An 18,343-nucleotide genomic window follows, 5' to 3' on the forward strand; every position below is an offset into this window, starting at 1 on the left:
CATGGATTATCGGCGTCTCGTCCGGGATGTGAGGGTGTGGTGTGAGGGGCCCCGGTCGGCGACTAGCGTTGCTCCCCATGCCTAGACGGATCGAGGTTGAGCTCACCAGCCAGCGCGACGACGGGACCTGGACCTGGCGCGCTGCGGGAGCACGTCAACCCAAGGGAACCCTCGATGGGACGTTGCTGTTCGACGGCGCCAAGGTCGGTGACGTCGTGCGCGCCGATGCCGAGTTCGATGTGGACGGAATCGACATCGTGAGCGTGCAGGCCCCCAAGGAGGACAGTCGGCGCGAGCCGGAGCGGATCGAGCTGGTGTCGTCGGGACCCACCGACGATCAGCTCGTCACCACGACCCTGGCACCCAAGGGACGGGGTGGCCGCGGCCGCGGCGACGAAGGTCGGCGCAAGCCCCGAAAGGGTCGTCCCGACGAAGGTGGCGACCGCCCACGTCGCGAGCGCCGCCCCCGCCCCGACGGTGGCGACCGGGAGGGCAAACCCCGCGGTGAACGTCGCAATCGGCCGGCACCACCCCCGGTCCCCGAAAAGCCCAAGCCCAAGCGCCTGCGACCGCTGCGCCACCACCGCAACGCCGTCCTCGACTCGTTGCCCGAGGCCGAGCGCCCCATCGCCGAACAGGTGCTCCGGGGTGGGGTGCCCGCGGTCCGTCAGGCGGTCGACAAGCAGAACGAGCAGGCCGTGTCCGAGGGACAGCCCACCATCAAGGCCGAGCCGCTGGTGGCCATCGCCGAGCGTCTGCTGCCCCAGCTACGCACGGCCGAGTGGCACGACCGCGCTGACGCCGCGCTCAAGAACCTCGACGAGCTCGATCTTCGGGATCTGCGCTCGGTGGTGGTGGCCGCCGACACCGCCGCCCGCGATGACGAGACCCGCGAGCTGGCGGCCACACTCCGCGAGGGACTGAACCGTCGGGTCGAAGAAGAGCACCAGGCCTGGCTCGGCGAGCTCGACGAGACCCTCTCCGCCGGTCGGGTCGTTCGGGCGCTGCGACTCAGCTCCCGTCCACCCAAGGCGGGTGCTCCCCTCCCGCCCGGGCTCGCCCAGCGTCTGGCCGATGCTGCCAGCGCGGCGTTCGGGCCCGAGGTCACCCAGGAGCGGTGGGCGACCGTGCTCGACGCGGTGACCTACTCCCCCGTCCGCCAGCACGTCACCCCCGCCGCGTTCCCCGAGCAGCCCTCCGACGAACTGCTCGCCGCGGTCCGCAAGGTGGCCAGCCGGGTGCCGGCCATCGCCGCCCACTTCGGCATCGAGGCCACCGAGGCCGGCGGCCGGCGCGGCCGGGGTCGGTCCAAGTCGACCGGCAAGGGCCGTGTGCCCGCTCCGCCGCCCGCGCCCGAACCCGCGCCCGAGGCGGCCGATCAGGACGAGGCGCCAGCAGCGGAACCCGCGCCGGCTGAGGCCTCCGCGGAGGCCTCCGAGGTGGCAGAGGCCGTCGAGGAGGCCACCGAACCCTCCACCGGCGAGTCCGACACCAGCGAACCCTCCACCACCGAACCCTCCACCAGCGAGACCGACACGAGCGAGACCGACACGAGCGAGACCGAGGTTCAGGACGGGTCCGACAGGACCTGACCGCCAACCGCGTCGAGGATCACAGCCGGCGTCGGTGCCACCTCGTCGCCAGGGCGGGGCGAGGCCCTGGGATTCCATCCGGCCAGCACGAACCGGCACCCGACGGCCGCGGCGGCCGCCCGGTCGTGGTCGGTGTCGCCGACATAGAGCACCTCCCCCGCCGACAAGCCGAGATCCTCGAGCACCACGTCCAGGCGCTTGGATCCCCCGAAGGCATCGGCGAACCAGGCCCGCTCGGGAACCCAGCCGAGTCTGGCCAGCTCGGCCCGTCCCGAGCGTGGATGCTTGTTCGAGCACAGCGCCCAGCGGTCGAGGCGGTCCAGCAAGGGCTCGACCCCGGCGAAGGGCTGCGCCGAGGTCGTGTCATAGACATCCAGGTAGGCGGCGAGCGAGAGGCCCAGCCGGGCGCACTCCTCGGCGATGACGTGGCCGAAGGTGACCGCGGCGCGGGCGACACCGAGGCGCTCGAAGGCGACGGTGAGCGCCTCGTCGGAGTCGAGCAGGGTGCCGTCGAGGTCGAACAGCACCAATCGCGGCGGTTCGATGCTCGCATGCGGACCTCGCCTGGTCGTCACCGGCAGGAGCATATCGGCGACCTCGGCCCCCGGACTGGGCGCAGCGTCGTCGGTGCACCTAGCGTGGCGCCCATGATCGACTACGAGACCAGAGGGCACACCGCCCTCATCACCATCAACCGGCCCGAGGCGCGCAACGCGGTCAACGCCGACGTCGCGTCGGGACTCGAGGCCGCCATCGACCGGATGGAGGACGATGACGACATCTGGGTCGGGGTGCTCGCCGGCGAAGGTCCCGTGTTCAGCGCCGGGGCCGACCTCAAGGCGTTGTCGGGGGGTGGTGGCGGTGGTCTGAGCACCGAGCGTGGGGGGTTCGCGGGACTGGTGCAGCGTGAACGCTCCAAGCCGATCATCGCCGCGGTCGACGGTCCCGCGCTGGCCGGCGGAACCGAGATCGTCCTCGCTTGCGATCTGGTGGTGGCCTCGTCCCAGGCCCGCTTCGGCGTCCCCGAGGTGAAGCGCTCGTTGGTGGCCGCCGGAGGTGGTCTGTTCCGGCTCGCCCAGAAGCTCCCCGCCAACGTCGCCACCGAGCTGGTGGTGACCGGCGACCCGATCAGCGCCGAGCGTGCCCACCACTTCGGGCTCGTCAACGAGCTCTGCGAGCCCGGAAGCGCGGTGAGCGCCGCGCTCGACCTGGCCGAGCGGATCTCGGTCAACGCTCCCCTGGCGGTACGCGAGAGCCTGGCGGTGGTGCGGGCCAGCCGCCGGCTCGCCGACGAGGACGCGTTCAGGTTGTCGAACCAGGCCATGGGTCGGCTGGCATCGACCGAGGACTTCGCCGAAGGGCCCCTCGCCTTCATCGAGAAGCGCGACCCGGTCTGGAAGGGCCGCTAGCAGCCCGTCGTTGCCGCGTTCAGAGCACCCGGTCGATGATCTGGTGCTCGTAGAGGAACTGCTCGAGCCCCGCGGCCAATCGGCGCTCGACCACCTCGTCGAGGGGGACCCATGCTGCTTCGGCCGCGTCGTCACCAGCGACCGGTTCACCGGGATCGAGGCAGGTGACGGCGAAGTCGAGGATCACGAAGTGGTGGTCGTCGTCGATGCGTTCGACCCATCCGATGAGGTCGCCGCAGAACCCTTCGATGGCGGTCTCCTCGGCCAGCTCCCGCAGCACGGCCTCGGCGATGGTCTCCCCGGGGTCGACCCGCCCACCGGGAATGGCCCACTCCCCCGCTGCGGGTCCGTGGCCGCGCCGGATCATGAGCAGCCGATCCTGGTCGACCACGACCGCGCCGACGCACAGCTCGATGGGTGGGGGGCTGTCCGCAGTCATGGCTCGACGCTCCCGGACGGGTTGGAGCCGGCCAAGGGCCGGTGGACCACGATGGCTCGGGCCACGAGCCCGAACGATTCGAAGAAGTTCTTGGTCTCGCGGTTCCCGGGCAGGGCAAGACTGTCGATGCCGAGACAACCCCGTTCGTCGGCCCAGCCGAGCACTGCGTTCATCATCGTCTCGCCAACCCCGACCCCTCGGGCCTCGGGGTCGACGTAGAGGTCGTCGAGCATCGCCAGCAGGCCGCCGTCTCGCAGGACCTCGATTCGGACCGCGGCGTAGCCGACGACGACACCGTCGAGCTCGCCGACCACCACGTGGTGGTCCGAGTTGTCGATCGCCGCTGACAGCGAGGCTTCGACCGGTGCCGGGCGGGCCTCACGTCGAGCCCAGATCGCTCCGCCGCGGCTGGGTGTCAGCTCGGCGATGGCAGCCGTTGCCAGCTCGGCGATACGCTCGAGATCGCCGGGGGTTGCGGGGCGGGCCGTCTCCTCCACCGCTCAGCTGGCTTGGAGCTGGGCGATGCGGCTGAGGATGGTCATGCGCGAGCGGTGAGCCTGCTCGTAGGCCTGGACCCGGTCGAGCTCCTCGTCGGCAAGGTCGTCGAGGCGAGGCACGACCTGCGATGCCGACAGGTTGTCGTAGTCGGGGATCGGCAGCTCGTCGGTCGCAGGGGCGTTGCCGTCGACGACTCGCAGGCCGGGCGAAGGCGTGGTCTCGGGCGACCGAGATGCATCGGTCGGCGGGGAGGGCGATGTGGAGGCGGTCGAGGACTCGTCGGGGGCGTCGGTTCCGGCCAGGGGCGCGCCCGCGGCTCGAGCCACGGCCGCCAGCACCTCCTCCATCCGCTCGGCGGCGACCGATCGCAGCTGTTCGGCCTCCTGGCGACCGCGTGCGATGGCCATGGTGCCCACCGCCCGTGCGTTGTCGAGGTCACCGCGTCCCCGTTCGGCCAGCTCGCTGACGACCTTGGGTCCGTGGAAGAACGCGCCGATCGGCGCGTAGACGACCACGTCGAGCAACGAGTCGAGCGGGGTACGTCGGGAGGGGCTCATGGGATCAAACGCAGTCCTTGCACAACATGGCGTCAGGATCGGCGAGCTGGGAGGGGTGCTTCACCAGGAAACAAGACTGGCACAAGAACTCGCCCGGGCGCCGGGGTTGGATCCGGTTGCCGGGTTCGGCGTTGGATTCGGGCTCGGGGGTCTCGTCCTCGTCCTCGTCCTCGTCGTCGGTGGCAGCGATGCGATCCTTCAAGATGGCGTCGAGATCGGCCTCGACATCGTCGGGATCGACATCCTCCTCCTCCTCGTCGTCCTCCTCGTCGTCCTTGCGCGGGCGACGACGGGCGGCGGCATCGACGTCCTCGTCCTCGTCGTCGTCCTCGTCGTCGCTCGCGGTGTCGTCGGCGATGGGAAGCGCCTCGTCGAGCTCGCCGTCGAGGTCGTCGTCGAGATCCTCGACCTCGGGATCGTCGGGCCCTGCCTCGTCCTCGAGGTCCTCGTCGGGCAGTTCGTCGTCAGCCATGTCGTCCTTGGTGCTGGTTCAGGCGTGAGGTGGATGCAAGGTCATGCTGGTTGCGGCCGGATCATAGGCACACCGCACCGGGGCGCAGCGAACGGGCAGCGGGCTGCCCGTGTTGCCGGCCTGGCATCGTACCGGGTCGGGTCAGCCACGCCGCTTCGGTGTCAGGATCCCATCCGGCGTTGTTCGGCCCGTCGCTCGGCGTCGAGGCGCTCGAGGTCGGCTTCGCTGGAGTGGTCCACGAAGCTCATCATGGCGGCGATGGCACGGTGACCGGCGGTGTCGGCGATGTGGTGGTGCATCTGTTGGGCCACCGACCGATACGCGGGATGCCCCTGAGGGGTGGTGCGCAGCTCGAGCATGTGCATGGCTTCCCGGGCGTTGAGCTGGATCGAGAACCGCACCCGGTAGGCAAGGGCCACCGCGTAGGCAGCCCGATCCGGAAACGGCCCGACCATGGCGTCGTGCAGCGCGGCGGAGCGCTCCATGGCCTCGTCGAACTCGTCGCCCACGCCGGCGGCGTCGAGCTCGGGAGGTCGGGTGTAGCCGTGGGCGGGGTTGAGCTGTTGCCACTCGATGGTGAGCATGCGGTGTCGCTGGAGATCGCGGAACGCGCCGTAGTCGGCCACGATGTCGAAGCGGTACATCGGTCGTTCGAGGGCCCGGCCGGGCTTGTGTCGTCGGTTGGCCCGCTCGCCGGCGTAGGTCGACAGGACCTGGGACCGCTCGGCGTCGGTCATGTCGGCCACCAGGCGCTCGATCTCGGTCTCGGAGATGGAGAGATAGGGATAGAGCGCAGCCGTGACCAGCTTGATCTCGGCATCGGGGTCGTAGTCGACGAGGGTCACCTGGGGCTCGCCGACGTTCGAGCTGGGCGGGGTCTGATCACCGACCCCGCTGAGGCGCTCGGCGAACCCCGATGCCAACCGCTCCATGTCCTGACGGGTGCCGGACAGGTAGTCGCTCCAGACCTCTCCCCTGCCGGGGAGGTCGACGCGCTTGAGGAACGAGGGGATGACCTTGCGCAGCTCGTAGAGCATGAGATCGGCGTAGGCGCGGGCCTCGGGCAGCGGGTGGGCCCTCATCCGCAACAGCAGCTGCTCATAGCCCTGGCCCGTGCCGTAGATGCCGACGTTGGACAGCGAGGCGGCGGGCAGGATCCCGCGGAGGGTGTCGAAGGCCTTGGCCCTGATCGCCTGCCGGTAGACCAGATCGGAGTCGCTCGGATCCTTGGGGTGGACACTGCGATACCACTCCTGCATCCGCGGCACCAGCGAGGCGTAGGTGTCGAACAGGCGATCCATGTCGCCGACGTAGCGGGTGCCGAGCGCAGAGCTCAACACCTCGGGATCGCGGTGGTAGCGATAGCGCCCGCCGAGCCGGGAGTCATAGGAGATGTAGCGGGTCGACTGTTCGAGGTAGGCCATGAGCCGGCCCCACTCGAGCACCTTGGTGAGGAGGTTGGACGCCTGTTCGCAGGCCAGGTGGACCCCGCCCAGCTGGGCCACCGAGTCGTCGCCGTACTCGAAGAACACCCGGTCGTAGAGCTCTTCGGCCCGGCGGAGTCCGACGGTGGCGTCGATGGTCTGGTCGCCCGCGATGTCGAGCTCGCCGACGAACTCGTCGAGGAACAGACGGCGCAGGCTCTTGGCCGAGCGCGAGTACCGGGCGAACAGCGCGCCCTTGACGACCTCGGGCAGGTTGACCAGTGCGAACACGGGCCCATCGAGGTTGGTGAAGTAGCGCCGGAGGATCTCGGATTCCTCGCCGGAGAACTCCTCGGCCACGTAGACGGTCACGGCGCCCGACAATAGGCCCTGGGGAGGGCGACACCGGTGACCACCGGTAGTGACCGGCGTCGGAACCGAGCCACACCAGCCGCGTCAGGGAGGACGGCAGCGGTCGCGGTCAGAGCACGGGCGGGTGGTCACCCTGGGTGGCCGAGCGCCACTCGTCGCGAACCGCCTCCAGGAGCTCGGGTCGGGTCCACAGGTCGATGACGGTGCTGGCCATGATGGTCGCCCCGTCGACCACGGCCGCGTCACCCGCCGCGCCCCGGGCGTGCTCGGCGAATTCGGTGGTGTGGATCGACACACCGGTCGGGGCGACCGCCAGCATCGGATGGATCGACGGGGTGAGATAGCTCACGTTTCCCATGTCGGTGCTTCCGACGACCTCACAGGTCTCGGTGGGGACGCGGAGCTGGCGGCCACGGTCCGTTGCGTTGGCGCCGAACGCGTCGAGCAGTGCCTCGTTGGCGATCAGGTCGGCATAGGGCGGGTCGTTCCAGCGGTGCGACATCGAGCATCCGGCGGCGTGGGCACCCGCCTCGAGACAGGCCAGCACCCGGGCCTTGAGCGGCTCGAGCGAGGTGAGGGTGCGAGACCGCACGTACCACAGGGTGCTGGCATGGCTGGGCACCACGTTGGGCTTGGCACCTCCGTCGGTGAACACGCCATGGACCCGTTCGCACGATTCGATGTGCTGGCGCAACGTGGCGACGTTCACATAGCCCAGCACCGCCGCGTCGAGGGCGTTGCGGCCGAGATGGGGAGCCGAGGCGGCATGCGACGCCTCACCGTGGTAGTCGGCGTGCACCTGGTGGATCGACAACGTGGTCATCGTGGTGAGGTCGCGGTCGGCGGGGTGGATCATCATCGCCGCGTCGACGTCGTCGAAGGCACCGTTGCGCGCCATGAAGACCTTGCCCCCACCGCCTTCTTCGGCGGGGGTGCCCAGCAACAGGACCCGTCCCCCGAGCTCTTCGGCCACCCGGGCGGCGGCGATCCCTGCTCCCAGCCCTGCCGCGGCGATGATGTTGTGCCCGCAGGCGTGGCCGATCTCGGGAAGGGCGTCGTACTCGCAGATGATGGCGATGAGGGGGCCGGTCGTTCCGGCTCGTGCGGCGAAGCCGGTGTCGACGCCGAACGCGTGCGGTTCCACCTCGAGACCGGCCTCCGCGATCACCCGGCACAACAGGTCGTGGGCCCGCCGCTCCTCGAAGTTCAGCTCCGGGTGGTCGTAGATGGAGTGCGACACCCACAGCAGCGTGGGGGCCAGCTGCTCGATCTCGTGTCGGACACGTTCCTTGCCCGCAACGGCATCCATGGCGTCACCATAGGGCTGTCGCGATGGTCACACCACGCAGCGCAGCGCGTCGGGCTCGACCCGGATGCTCAGGTGGCGGGCTCGACCCCATCGACCACCGTCGAGGTAGACCTCGGTGGGGCGTTGGAAGCTGACTTGGAGGGCCCTGACCTGACGGGTGGCGATCCGGGGATGGGGCAGGTGCTCACCGCGTGGGAGCCGCGCCCTGGCCTTGAGACGATCATCGATGCCGAGCGAGCCGTCGAGCACATCGAGGCGCCCGTCGTTGGGGTGGGCCCGTGGCGCCATCTTCCACGACCCGAGGTACTCGGCGTTCATCGCGACGACGAACCGGCCCGCCCACCAACGCTGCCGGGCCACCAGGTGGGCGACGAACCAGTGCAGGGTGCCGTCGATGAGCACCGAACCGAGATCGACCTCAAGCTCGTGGGCCTGGTCGGACCGCAGCCGCTGTTCGTCACCGGTGGCACCCACCGACCGGGCGAGGTCGCCGGCGACCAGACCGAGCACCGGCACCGGTCGATGCGCACGGCGGGCGTCGGTGACGATGTCTCGCGCTTGGGCGTCGCTGGTGATGATGACGCCGTCGTCGGGAAGCGTCGCCGGTCTCCCCCAGTCACGGCCCTTGCGGATCGTCACGACCCCACCTCGCCATCGCCGGTGCTCGCGCCGGAGGTACCGGTCTCGGGTGCGGTGACCGCCGACGAGCTGGCGATGACCCCACGGAACAGCGCGTCCGCGGCCTGCCTGGCTGCGCTGGCGGTGTCGGGGTCGGGCGCGATGTGGCCGATCTGACGGAGCAGGTCGATGAGTGTCTTGATGTTGCGTACGAAGTCCCCACCGGTGATCAGCTCGTCGTCGAGGACGTCGCCGAGTCGGCCACCGGATGCCCAGCCGTGGGCCAGCGCCGAGAACCCCGGGTCGGGAGGACGGGTGAGCGAGATGCCGGCTGCGGTCTCGTCACGGTTGAGGCGCCGGGCCACGCGTGCGATGTCGCCGACGCGCTGGCGCATCGGCCCGGGCGGGAAGTAGGGGTCGGGAGGTGGGTGGCTGCTGCGGTGCTCGTAGGTGAACGACGCGACGACCCCGGCCAGGGTCGGCGGGTCGAGACCATCGAGCAGGCCCCGGTGGAGGCACTCGGCGACGAGGAGGTCGCACTCGTGGTAGACCCGCGCCAGCAGTTCTCCAGAGGCGGTGAGGTTCCAGCGGTCGAGATGGCCCCACGCCTCGAGCACGCCCAACAGCGACTCGAACTGCGATGACAGCGAGGTGGCATGGTGCTCGAGCCGGCGATCGATGCTGGCGGCTTCGCGGTCGATCCGGTCGATCCGACGCAGCGCCCGCAGATGCCGGTCGAGCTCGGGACAGCGGGCGACGGGGTGGTCTCGCACGGCGGCACGCTCGGGCCTCTCACCTGCGGGTCGGGTCCCCTCGCCCCCGTTCGACGGTGAGCGGTCGGGTCCGCCGATGTCGGCGCGACGAAGCCGCCGGCGCACCTCGTTCACGAACGGTCGCTTCGTGGGGGTGAACGGTTCGGGCAGGTCGACGCGTCCGACGACCTCGGGAACGGTCGCGAAGTCGCGGGGGCCGAGGGTGAGCAGGTGGCGGGGTTGTCCCACCGCTTTGACCCTCACCCCTCCCCCACGACGCTCGGCCACGCTCAGCACGGCGATGGCGCCGCCACCGGTCCCGCGCGGGGCCATGAGCACGTCGCCGGGTCGGAGCCCGGCCAAGGCGGCCGCCACCTCGGGTTCGGGTGCACGCGCCGGCCGTCGCGCCTGCCTGGCCTGCTGCTGGATGGTGCGGAAGTCGCGGACGTCGCCCAGTTCGCACTGCGCCTCGGCTTCGGCGTGCTCACGGGAGCGGGCCCGGTCGTCGAGTCGGCGTCCCAGCGCCACCACCGACCGGTCGGTGCGGAACTGGGCGAAGGAGCGGCCGATGAGCTCGACCGCTTCATCGGGGTCATAGCGGCGGACCAGGTTGGCCGCCATGTTGTAGGTGGGACGGAACGCCGAGGACAGCTCGAAGCTGCGGCTCGAGGCGAGGCGGGCGACCTCGTCGAAGGTGACGAACGGCGACCACAGGACCACGGCATGGCCGACGTCGTCGATCCCCCGGCGCCCGGCACGACCGGTGAGCTGGGTGTACTCGCCCGGGGTGAGCGACTCGTGGCGCTCACCGCTGTACTTGGAGAGCTTCTCGATCACGACCGAGCGGGCGGGCATGTTGATGCCGAGGGCCAGGGTCTCGGTGGCGAACACGGCCTTGACCAGGCTCTCGGTGAACAGCGTCTCGACCGCTTCCTTGAACGGCGGCACCATCCCGGCATGATGGGCGGCGAGTCCGGCTTCGAGCCCGGCCAACCACCGGTCGTAGCCGAGCACCTCGAGATCGTCGTCGCTCATCCCGCTCACCCGCGCCTCGACCACCTCGCGGATGCGTCGGCGCTCGGGGCGGGTGGTGAGCCGGAGCCCCGCGTCGAGACACGCTCGCACCGCCGCGTCGCAGCCCGCCCGGCTGAAGATGAAGGTGATCGCGGGCAGCAGCTTGCGCTCGGCGAGAAGTTCGATCACCTCGACGCGCCGCGGTGTGTACCAGCGGCGGCCTCCTCCCGGTCCTCGCCTGCCGCGCTCGAGGGCGACGTCGAAGCGCGAGCCGTCGGGGTTGGGGCGGCCCTCGGGGAGGGTGTCGATGAAGTGCAGGCGCGCGTGGTGGTGATCGCCGACGAGGTAGTGGTTGATCAGCTCGACCGGTCGCGAAGACTCGGTGACGACGTTGGTGGGGCCCCGCACCGTGCTGATCCACTCCGCCACCTCCTCGGCGTTGGACACCGTTGCCGACAGGCACACCAGGCCGACCTCGGGTGCGGCGTGGATGATCACCTCTTCCCAGACCGGGCCCCGGTAGCGATCCTGGAGGTAGTGGACCTCGTCGAGCACCACCCACCTGAGCTCGACGAGCGCGTCCGAGCGGGCATAGATCATGTTGCGAAGGACCTCGGTGGTCATGACGACCACCGAGGCCGACGGGTTGATGACGTTGTCGCCGGTGAGCAGACCGACCAGCTCGCTGCCGTGCTGTCTCACCAGATCGCGGTACTTCTGGTTGGACAGCGCCTTGATGGGGGTGGTGTAGAAGATCCGCCCCCCGTCGGCGAGTGTGCGGTGGACGGCGTACTCGGCCACCACCGTCTTTCCCGATCCGGTCGGTGCGGCCACCAGCACCGACCGTCCCTGGTCGATGGTGTCGATCGCTTCGATCTGGAAGCGGTCGAGCTCGAACCCGCAGGCCTCGACGAAGCGGTCGCGAGCTCCTGGGGTGCTCACCGGCGCAGGAAGCGCCCGATGAGGATCGACGCCTCGTAGAACAGATACATCGGGACCGAGAGCACGAACAGCGAGAACGGGTCACCGCTGGGGGTGATGATGGCGACGGCGAGCATGATGCCCACCAGCGAGTACCGCCGGAGCCCACCGAGCTGCTCGGGGGTGACGATGCCGGCGAGCTGGAGGAAGATCAACACGATCGGAAACTCGAAGCCGACCCCGAACGCGACCATCATCTTCACGAGGAACGCCAGGTACTCCGATCCACGAAAGAACGGCTCGAACCAATCGCCGCCGATCGCGGTCAGGAAGTTGAGCGCACGGGGAACGGTGAGGAACGCGAGCCCTGCCCCCATGACGAACAGCGCCGCGGCGGAGCCGACGAAGGGCAGCGCGTACCGCCGCTCGTTGGGGTGCAGGCCGGGGGTGACGAACTTCCAGAGCTGGAGCAACAGCACCGGCATCGCCAGCGCGATGCCACCGTAGAAGGCGACGGTCAGCCGGACCGTGAACGCCTCGAGCGGATCGGTCTGGAGGAACTCGCACTCGTCGGTGGGCCGAAGCTCGCAGTAGGGGGCGCTCAACACGTCGAGGATCGCGGGAAACTGCCAGAAGCAGATCACGGCCCCGGCGAACACGGCGAGGGCCGAGACGAGGATGCGCCGACGCAACTCGGCGATGTGCTCACGCAGGGGCATGTGCCCCTCGGGATCGACCTCGTTCCGGGGTCCCCGCCGGTTGAGCAGCGTCACGCCGACTCGCCGGTCGGGCTGTTCGGGTCGACCAGCTCGCTCGAATCGGACTCTTCGGTCGGGCTGTTCGGGTCGACCAGTTCGTTCCGAGCAGACTCGCCGGGCCGAGGCCCTTCGTCATCGGCCGTCTCGGCCGTCTCGGCCGTCTGGGCCGGCAACTCAGGGCCGGCGGGGGTGGGATGCCGTGCGCTCTGGGGGTGCGGGGTCGGGCGGTCCGAGTCGTACATGGCGGTGCGCATCTCGGCCTCGAAGCCGGCCGAGACCTTGCGGAGCTCGGCGAAGACCTGGCCCGCCTTTCGGGCCACCTGGGGGAGGCGGTCGGGACCGAGCACGATCAGGGCCACGAGCAGGATCACCATCACCTCGGCGCCGCTGATCCCGAACATGGGGTCAGTCTACCGAGCCTTGGTGTGCCCCCGAGCGCGGTGAGCGCCGAGAAGATGCAGGTCGTGGCGCAGCCGCCGGGCCTCGGTGCCCAGCACGGCGAGGCGTGCGATCTCGCCGGTGAGGTCGCGCACTGCATCGGCGACAAGCCGCACCGATGCCACGAGCGCGGCCAGTCCGATGGCGACCACCACCATCGCGACCGCCAGCCAGGTGCTCATGTTCGCGACCCTACCTCTGGTCGCGGCGCCGGTCGCGGCGCGATGGCGGCTCGTTCAGCGGGGCCGGGGATCCTCGATGGCGTCGAGCGCGGCCCGCAGCGCCGCCTCGTCCTCCACCAGACGCCCGAAGGCGACCAGCTCGTCGTGGGTGATCGGCTGACCGGGCTGGAGCTCTCGTTCGACCAGCTCTGCCGGGCGTCGCCAGGTGGTGTGGGTGACCCCCGCAGCGATCAGCAGGTCCATGGTGGGACGTTCGGCCTGGCGAACCACCGTCGACCGGCAGTGCGGGCAGCTGAAGGTGTAGGTGCCGGTCCCACCGTCCTCGGGCGCGTGCACGGTGACCTGGGTCGCGGTGAACTCGACATCACCGCAGGAATCACAGCTCGCTCGAATCGTTGCCATTCACCCTCCATCGATGCTCCCCTCTCCATCGACACCGCCGCTGGTGGTCTTGAGCCCCAACGCCTCATCGGGGCCAGGATCGGATGGCGCGAGGCGCTGCGAACGGGCGAGGATGGCGATGTGCCGCAACGACTTCCCTCGCTGTTGTTCCCGCCCGTCGGCTTCGCCCACCGGGGGGCCAGGGCCCATGCGCCGGAGAACACGCTCGAGGCCTTCGAGCTGGCGCTGCGCCTCGGGGCGACCGGTCTGGAGAGCGACGTGTGGCTCACCGCCGACGGTGAGGCGGTCCTGGATCACGACGGGGTGGTCGGCTCGCTGCTACGGGGCCGGCGGCGGAAGCCGATCGGCTCGATCGAACGCAGCATCCTCCCCCACCACATCCCCACCCTCGCCGAGCTCTACGAGCACTGCGGCACCGATTTTCAGCTCTCGCTGGACGTCAAGGATCCCGAGGCGGTCCACGAGGTGATCGGCGCGGCTCGCGACGCTGGGTCGCGGGCGGCGACCCGCCTGTGGCTGTGCCATCCCGACCTGGAGGTGGTGTCGAGCTGGCGCGACGCCGATGCGGACGTCCGCTTGGTCAACTCTGCCCGTCTGGCCGACATCAAAGAAGGCCCGGAGCGGCGTGCGGCCACCCTCGCCGAGCGCGACATCGACGCGGTGAACATGCACCACACGGACTGGACCGGGGGCCTGGTGACCATGTTCCATCGCTTCGGCCGCTTCGCGCTCGGTTGGGACGCCCAGTTCGAACGGATGGTGGGCGAGCTGGTCGAGATGGGGATCGACGGGGTGTTCAGCGACCATGTCGACCGCATGATGGACACGATCCACGAGCGCACCTCGTTCTGAGCGTCGCCCGCTCGGGTGACAACCTGCTCAGAGGGTCGCGAGTCGCGACAACGGCCACACCAACGCGAAGGCGCGGCCGACGATCAGGTCCTGGTCGATGGGACCGAAGAACCGGCTGTCGAACGACATCGCGGGGCCGCGGTTGTCTCCCATCACGAACACGTGGTCGTCGGGCACCTCGACCGGTCCGAAGTCCTCGGTCGCCTGACCCGCGGGGAGGTAGGGCTCGGCCACCTCCTCCCCATCGATCAGGACGACACCGTCTCGGGCCTGGATGGTCTCACCCTCGGTGGCCATGACCCGTTTGATGAGATCGTCGACCCCGTCGAGGTCGGTGTCGGGTGGCCGGTTGAAGACGATCACGTCTCCCCTGCTCGGGATCCCGCTTCGGTAGCTCTGCTTGTTCACCAGCACCCGGTCGCGGTTGGCCAGGGTCGGCTCCATCGAGGCCGATGGGATGACGAAGGCTTGGACGAGAAACGTCTGGATGAGCCACGCGACCAGCAGGGCCCCGGCAATGGCGACCACCCACTCGATCAGGTTGCGCCGCCGTCGACGACGACGACGAGTAGCGGGGCGGCCCGCGCCGGCGGCACCGTCACCGTGGCCATGGTGCTCGGCCTCGATCTCCTCCCAGGTGGGTCCGCGACCCGATGGTTGGCCAGATGAGGTGGTCATGATATGGCCAACGCTAACCGCCACGCGGGGAGGCCGACGGCAACGCCGGCGCTCAGAGGAATCCCAGCCGGCCCAGCGGCCACACCAGCACGAACGCCCGTCCGACGATCAGGTCCTGGTCGATCGGCCCGAAGACGCGGCTGTCACGCGAGTTGCCCCGGTTGTCTCCCATGACGAAGACGTGGTCGGCGGGGACGGTGATGGGACCGAAGGCCTGGGTGAAGGTCTCTGAATTCAGGTAGGGCTCGTTCAAGCCCTGCCCGTCGATGTAGATCGAGCCGTCCCTCGCCTCGACGGTCTCCCCCGGGAGCCCGATCACCCGCTTGATCAGCTCTTCGATGTCGGTGACCGGCTCGTTCGGTGGTCGGTCGAACACGACGAGATCTCCCCGGTTGACGTCGTGCAAGCGGTAGCTGAGCTTGTTGACGACGACCCGGTCGCGGTTGACCAGCGTCGGCTCCATCGATTCGGAGGGGATGTAGAACGCCTGGAACAGGAAGGTCTTGATGAGCAGGGCGACGATCAGCGCACCGACGATGACCACGATCCACTCGAGGACGGTGCGGATCCGCTGGCGGTTCCGCGGACCGATCGAGCCGGTCGTGGGGTCCACATCATGCTTGACGTGGTGCTGGTCTTCGATGTTCTCGACGTCGGGCGTGGTCACGATGGGTCGAGGCTACCCGGAGTCCCTGTGCATCAGCCTTCGCCGTAGCGGGCGAGCACGCGCCGGGCGGCATCCTGGCCGGCACCGACGAGATCGTCGGGACCATCCACCACGCGTGTTGCCGGGCCGAGCGTGAGCAGCAGTCGTTCGAGCCATGGGCGCCCGCTGACCGCCAGCGTTGCCCGCACCGTTTCCCCGGTGGTCTCGTGAGCCTCGTCGTAGGGGTACTGGTCGAGGATCCACTGGGCAGCGGGGTCGAGATCGAGCACGACCCGGGGTTCGGTGGTGCCCGGTTGGTAGCGGTCCCACTCCACATCCTCTGGCGGTGGGTCGATCGTGTCATCGAGGACGGTGAGCGAGGCGATGCGGTCGACCCGGAAGACCCGCACCCCGGCGGAGCGATGGCACCACCCGATCAGGTACCAGTTCCCGCGGTCGGCCACGACCTGGTAGGGGTCGACGGTGCGAACCGAGCGCTGGTCACGGCTGTAGGTGTAGTAGTCGATCTCGACCCGCCGCCCTTCGGTGGCAGCTCCCAGGAGATCGTCGAGAAGCTGTTCGTGGGCCTCGCCGAGCTCGACGTGCACCTGATCGGGGTCGACGCCGAGCGCGGTGGCCAGCTTGGCCAGCCCCCGCTGGAGCGGATCGTCGGAATCGGCGCCGGGAACGTCGCGGATGCTGCGTCCTGCCGCGATCAGGGTGAGCGCCTGTTCGCTGGTGAGCCGCAGGGGCCGGTCGAAGGGCTCGCTGAGGCGGACGGTGATCTGATCGTCGTCGAAGTCGACGTCGATCAGGGTGTCGGGCGTGTAGGGCGGCACCCCGACGAAGGGCAGGACCGCGAGCTCAGCGATCAGGGTCGACCGGTCGATCCCGAACCGCGAGCACACCTCGTCGATGGCCACCGGTGAGTGCGTGCTCACCCAGGGGACGAGCGCGAGCAGGCGCCGCACACGTTCGCTGGCGGTGCTGCGCGTCACCGTCGAGCGCTCCCGGGTGCCGCCGCGCCGGCGCAGGCCTGAAGCCACTCGATGACATCGGCTCGCAGCTCGGGGGGTTCGAGGACCTCCGCATGATCGAGGTACGACATCACGAGCGAACGAAACGCCGCCCGGTTGGTGACGGTCATCGCGACCACGACGGACCCGTCCTGGCGGTGCTCGATCACGTGCTCCGGGTCGAACTGGGCCATGGCGACCGGGGCGTGGCTGGGGTCGATGAGCAGTCTCGCCACACGGGGCGGCTCGTCTCCCAACTCCCACCGGTCCGGCAGGATCTCGGTGCTCCCCCGCTCGTCCTCGGGGATCTCGAAGGTCGTCGCGGGATCGATCTCGATCCCGCCCACGATCCGGTCGACCCGAAAGACTCGGATGGCGTCGCGGCCCTCGTCGTGACCGCGCACATACCAACGGCCGAACTGGAACCCCAACCGGTACGGGTGCACGACACGATGCTGGTCGTGGTAGGTGAACCGCACGGGTGACCGGTTCGACACGGCATCGAAGATCGGGCCGAGGTTGGGGTCCGACGGCAACGACGCGGTCACCGCCGGCGAGCGATCGGTCGAGCCCCCGAGCTTCCAGAGCGCCTCGACGCCGGCGGGATCGTCGGCCCTGATCGTGGCGGCGGCGAGCTGAAGGGCGACCACCTCGTCGGGGTCGAGACCAGGGTCGGGCAGGTAGTAGCGGGAGCGAGCGATTCGGTAACCCTCGGCCGGTGGATCGGCTCCCGGGACCGGCACCAGCTCGATGGGGATGCCGAGATCGCGCAGGTCGTCCTTGTCCCGCTCGAAGGCCCGACGGAACGCGGTGTCGCTGCCGGGATAGCCGGGCACCTTCTCGCGCACCTCGGCGGCGGTCAGGGGCCGTTCGGTGTGGAGCAGCACCGCGGTGAGGTTGAGCAGGCGCTCGAGCTTCTGCACGAAGGCGAGCCTAGCGATGCTGTCGGCCGGGGCGGAGCACGGTCAGTCCGGGTGGCAGCGCCGAGCGGCGACGAGCCCCGCAGCGGCGGCGGCGCTGAAGAAGAGCGGGTCGTCGGCGGGGCCGCGACCCATGGTGGTGATCGAGAGCTGGAACCGGCCGAGCATCGCCTCGACATCGGGGACCGCGACCGGAACGACGACGTGTGGTTCGTAGTCCTCGACGGGAGGTGGAGCGGGCCATGGCAGCTGCACCGGGCCACTGACCAGGTCGAGCACGGTGGCGGTGTGGTGGCTGAGGCCCCGGTGCCGGTGCCGCTCGTCGCCGTCGGACATGCGGGGAGCGATCAACCCTGCTCCCCCGAGGGCGCGGACCTGGTCGAGGATGGCGGCGGCCTCGATGGCGGTGGTACCGAGGGTGCTGCCCGTACCGACCACCCCCGGTCCCATGCCGACGATGATCACCTCGGCGCCGAGATGGTGCTTGGCGAGCGTGAGCGCCGACGGGACCGTGACCGCCTCCAGGTCGCCACCGAAAGCGTGACCAGCGGTGATCGTGTGGTGCACGAGGCCGCGGGCGACGAGGTCGGCCACCAGATCGCTGAGCGCCAGCGGCAACGCCGCCCCGTCGGTCATCACGTAGGCCACCCGGGTCTCGGGCCGCTCGTCGCCGACCGCCGCGGCGACGACCCCGACCTGGCTGTGCAGGGAGCAGACGACGACCTGTGCCCCGTCGAGGCGGGTCGGCAGGGAGTCGCCGAGCTCCTCCTCGGCCGCGCCGGTGTCGGCCTGCAGGCTGGTGTAGCGCAGCTTCATGATGTGCCCGGGACCAGGTTCGGACCACTGCTCGCGCTCGAGGTTCCAGTGCACCACGTGCCAGCCACCGGTGCCGAGCCCGAGGTCGACCGCGGTCGTGTTGAGCACCACCCTGTCCCCGACCGCGACATCGCCGGTGAGCTGGGTGAGCACGTAGGCCCGCTCGGGGTCGTCGTCTCCCATCGTCACGGTGACCCGTTGCAGGCCCCGACGCTCGGCAAGGATCTCGACCACCCGCCCGGTGCGATAGGACGGCAT

General features: G+C 69.8%; 21 protein-coding genes. 3 read left to right on the top strand and 18 right to left on the bottom strand.

Annotated features, from left to right (window positions below; translation table 11 throughout):
* The first annotated feature begins 77 nt into the window (after positions 1-77).
* Positions 78-1,592, top strand: coding sequence for a hypothetical protein (locus tag U5K29_13990; GenBank protein MDZ7679648.1), 1,515 nt, complete (start codon positions 78-80; stop codon positions 1,590-1,592).
* Here U5K29_13990 and U5K29_13995 read toward each other — a convergent pair.
* Positions 1,568-2,167: an HAD-IA family hydrolase gene (locus U5K29_13995; protein ID MDZ7679649.1), complete on the bottom strand. Its 600-nt coding sequence runs from the start codon at positions 2,165-2,167 to the stop codon at positions 1,568-1,570. The genes U5K29_13990 and U5K29_13995 overlap by 25 nt on opposite strands.
* A gap of 72 nt (positions 2,168-2,239) precedes the next feature.
* On the opposite strand from U5K29_13995, the gene U5K29_14000 reads away from it, so the two are divergent.
* Entirely contained in the window at positions 2,240-3,001 is a 762-nt protein-coding gene (locus tag U5K29_14000; protein MDZ7679650.1) for a crotonase/enoyl-CoA hydratase family protein, read from the top strand.
* Positions 3,002-3,020: 19 nt separating this feature from the next.
* Here U5K29_14000 and U5K29_14005 read toward each other — a convergent pair whose 3' ends face one another.
* The 12 genes from U5K29_14005 to U5K29_14060 form a co-directional block, all read right to left on the bottom strand.
* Complete coding sequence (locus tag U5K29_14005; GenBank protein MDZ7679651.1) at positions 3,021-3,440, bottom strand: NUDIX hydrolase; 420 nt, start codon at positions 3,438-3,440, stop codon at positions 3,021-3,023.
* Positions 3,437-3,937, bottom strand: a complete 501-nt coding sequence (locus U5K29_14010; GenBank protein MDZ7679652.1) for a GNAT family N-acetyltransferase — start codon at positions 3,935-3,937, stop codon at positions 3,437-3,439. The genes U5K29_14005 and U5K29_14010 overlap by 4 nt, the downstream gene beginning before the upstream one ends.
* Before the next feature lie 3 nt (positions 3,938-3,940).
* The gene (locus tag U5K29_14015) at positions 3,941-4,495 is read right to left on the bottom strand and encodes a hypothetical protein (protein MDZ7679653.1); all 555 of its coding nucleotides are present in this window, start codon (positions 4,493-4,495) and stop codon (positions 3,941-3,943) included.
* Positions 4,496-4,499: 4 nt separating this feature from the next.
* Positions 4,500-4,967, bottom strand: a complete 468-nt coding sequence (locus U5K29_14020) for a DUF4193 family protein (GenBank protein MDZ7679654.1) — start codon at positions 4,965-4,967, stop codon at positions 4,500-4,502.
* A gap of 161 nt (positions 4,968-5,128) precedes the next feature.
* Positions 5,129-6,763, bottom strand: coding sequence for an FAD-dependent thymidylate synthase (locus tag U5K29_14025; GenBank protein MDZ7679655.1), 1,635 nt, complete (start codon positions 6,761-6,763; stop codon positions 5,129-5,131).
* A 109-nt stretch (positions 6,764-6,872) separates the two neighbouring features.
* Positions 6,873-8,072, bottom strand: a complete 1,200-nt coding sequence (locus U5K29_14030) for a M20 family metallopeptidase (GenBank protein MDZ7679656.1) — start codon at positions 8,070-8,072, stop codon at positions 6,873-6,875.
* Positions 8,073-8,099: 27 nt separating this feature from the next.
* Positions 8,100-8,711 (bottom strand): hypothetical protein, encoded by a 612-nt coding sequence (locus U5K29_14035; GenBank protein MDZ7679657.1) that lies wholly within the window; start codon positions 8,709-8,711, stop codon positions 8,100-8,102.
* A complete protein-coding gene (locus U5K29_14040; protein ID MDZ7679658.1) occupies positions 8,708-11,398 on the bottom strand; it encodes a DEAD/DEAH box helicase in 2,691 nt (896 codons plus the stop codon). Before U5K29_14040 ends, U5K29_14035 begins: the two co-directional genes overlap by 4 nt.
* A complete protein-coding gene (gene tatC, locus U5K29_14045) occupies positions 11,395-12,150 on the bottom strand; it encodes a twin-arginine translocase subunit TatC (protein ID MDZ7679659.1) in 756 nt (251 codons plus the stop codon). The genes U5K29_14040 and tatC overlap by 4 nt, the downstream gene beginning before the upstream one ends.
* Positions 12,147-12,536, bottom strand: coding sequence for a twin-arginine translocase TatA/TatE family subunit (locus U5K29_14050; GenBank protein ID MDZ7679660.1), 390 nt, complete (start codon positions 12,534-12,536; stop codon positions 12,147-12,149). Before U5K29_14050 ends, tatC begins: the two co-directional genes overlap by 4 nt.
* A 9-nt stretch (positions 12,537-12,545) precedes the next feature.
* On the bottom strand, positions 12,546-12,755 hold the full coding sequence (locus U5K29_14055) for a hypothetical protein (GenBank protein ID MDZ7679661.1): 210 nt from the start codon (positions 12,753-12,755) through the stop codon (positions 12,546-12,548).
* A gap of 54 nt (positions 12,756-12,809) precedes the next feature.
* Positions 12,810-13,157 (bottom strand): hypothetical protein, encoded by a 348-nt coding sequence (locus tag U5K29_14060; GenBank protein MDZ7679662.1) that lies wholly within the window; start codon positions 13,155-13,157, stop codon positions 12,810-12,812.
* A 120-nt stretch (positions 13,158-13,277) separates the two neighbouring features.
* Between U5K29_14060 and U5K29_14065 the strand changes: the two genes are divergently transcribed.
* On the top strand, positions 13,278-14,009 hold the full coding sequence (locus U5K29_14065) for a glycerophosphodiester phosphodiesterase (protein ID MDZ7679663.1): 732 nt from the start codon (positions 13,278-13,280) through the stop codon (positions 14,007-14,009).
* Positions 14,010-14,036: 27 nt separating this feature from the next.
* Here the strand turns inward: U5K29_14065 and lepB (U5K29_14070) are convergent, their stop codons facing one another.
* Genes lepB (U5K29_14070) through U5K29_14090 form a run of 5 tightly spaced genes read right to left on the bottom strand, consistent with a single transcriptional unit; the run spans position 14,037 to position 18,343 of the window.
* The gene (gene lepB / locus U5K29_14070) at positions 14,037-14,687 is read right to left on the bottom strand and encodes a signal peptidase I (GenBank protein ID MDZ7679664.1); all 651 of its coding nucleotides are present in this window, start codon (positions 14,685-14,687) and stop codon (positions 14,037-14,039) included.
* Positions 14,688-14,739: 52 nt separating this feature from the next.
* Positions 14,740-15,354 (bottom strand): signal peptidase I, encoded by a 615-nt coding sequence (gene lepB / locus U5K29_14075; protein MDZ7679665.1) that lies wholly within the window; start codon positions 15,352-15,354, stop codon positions 14,740-14,742.
* Positions 15,355-15,386: 32 nt separating this feature from the next.
* Positions 15,387-16,331 (bottom strand): WYL domain-containing protein, encoded by a 945-nt coding sequence (locus U5K29_14080; protein MDZ7679666.1) that lies wholly within the window; start codon positions 16,329-16,331, stop codon positions 15,387-15,389.
* Positions 16,328-17,272 carry a WYL domain-containing protein gene (locus U5K29_14085; GenBank protein MDZ7679667.1) on the bottom strand — a complete coding sequence of 315 codons (945 nt, stop codon included), beginning with the start codon at positions 17,270-17,272 and terminating at the stop codon, positions 16,328-16,330. The genes U5K29_14080 and U5K29_14085 overlap by 4 nt, the downstream gene beginning before the upstream one ends.
* A 42-nt stretch (positions 17,273-17,314) precedes the next feature.
* Positions 17,315-18,343, bottom strand: coding sequence for a DUF3866 family protein (locus tag U5K29_14090; protein MDZ7679668.1), 1,029 nt, complete (start codon positions 18,341-18,343; stop codon positions 17,315-17,317).

It is taken from the genome of Acidimicrobiales bacterium, assembly GCA_034521975.1.
In the GTDB taxonomy this organism is placed as follows: domain Bacteria; phylum Actinomycetota; class Acidimicrobiia; order Acidimicrobiales; family SKKL01; genus SKKL01.

Bases quoted from the DNA above. Each gene is read 5' to 3' on its own strand.
- U5K29_13990 (MDZ7679648.1), top strand. From the start codon at position 78: ATGCCTAGACGGATCGAGGTTGAGCTCACCAGCCAGCGCGACGACGGG.
- U5K29_14000 (MDZ7679650.1), top strand. From the start codon at position 2,240: ATGATCGACTACGAGACCAGAGGGCACACCGCCCTCATCACCATCAAC.
- U5K29_14005 (MDZ7679651.1), bottom strand. From the start codon at position 3,440: ATGACTGCGGACAGCCCCCCACCCATCGAGCTGTGCGTCGGCGCGGTC.
- U5K29_14015 (MDZ7679653.1), bottom strand. From the start codon at position 4,495: ATGAGCCCCTCCCGACGTACCCCGCTCGACTCGTTGCTCGACGTGGTC.
- U5K29_14020 (MDZ7679654.1), bottom strand. From the start codon at position 4,967: ATGGCTGACGACGAACTGCCCGACGAGGACCTCGAGGACGAGGCAGGG.
- U5K29_14030 (MDZ7679656.1), bottom strand. From the start codon at position 8,072: ATGGATGCCGTTGCGGGCAAGGAACGTGTCCGACACGAGATCGAGCAG.
- U5K29_14050 (MDZ7679660.1), bottom strand. From the start codon at position 12,536: ATGTTCGGGATCAGCGGCGCCGAGGTGATGGTGATCCTGCTCGTGGCC.
- U5K29_14055 (MDZ7679661.1), bottom strand. From the start codon at position 12,755: ATGAGCACCTGGCTGGCGGTCGCGATGGTGGTGGTCGCCATCGGACTG.
- U5K29_14060 (MDZ7679662.1), bottom strand. From the start codon at position 13,157: ATGGCAACGATTCGAGCGAGCTGTGATTCCTGCGGTGATGTCGAGTTC.
- lepB (MDZ7679664.1), bottom strand. From the start codon at position 14,687: ATGACCACCTCATCTGGCCAACCATCGGGTCGCGGACCCACCTGGGAG.
- U5K29_14090 (MDZ7679668.1), bottom strand. From the start codon at position 18,343: ATGCCGTCCTATCGCACCGGGCGGGTGGTCGAGATCCTTGCCGAGCGT.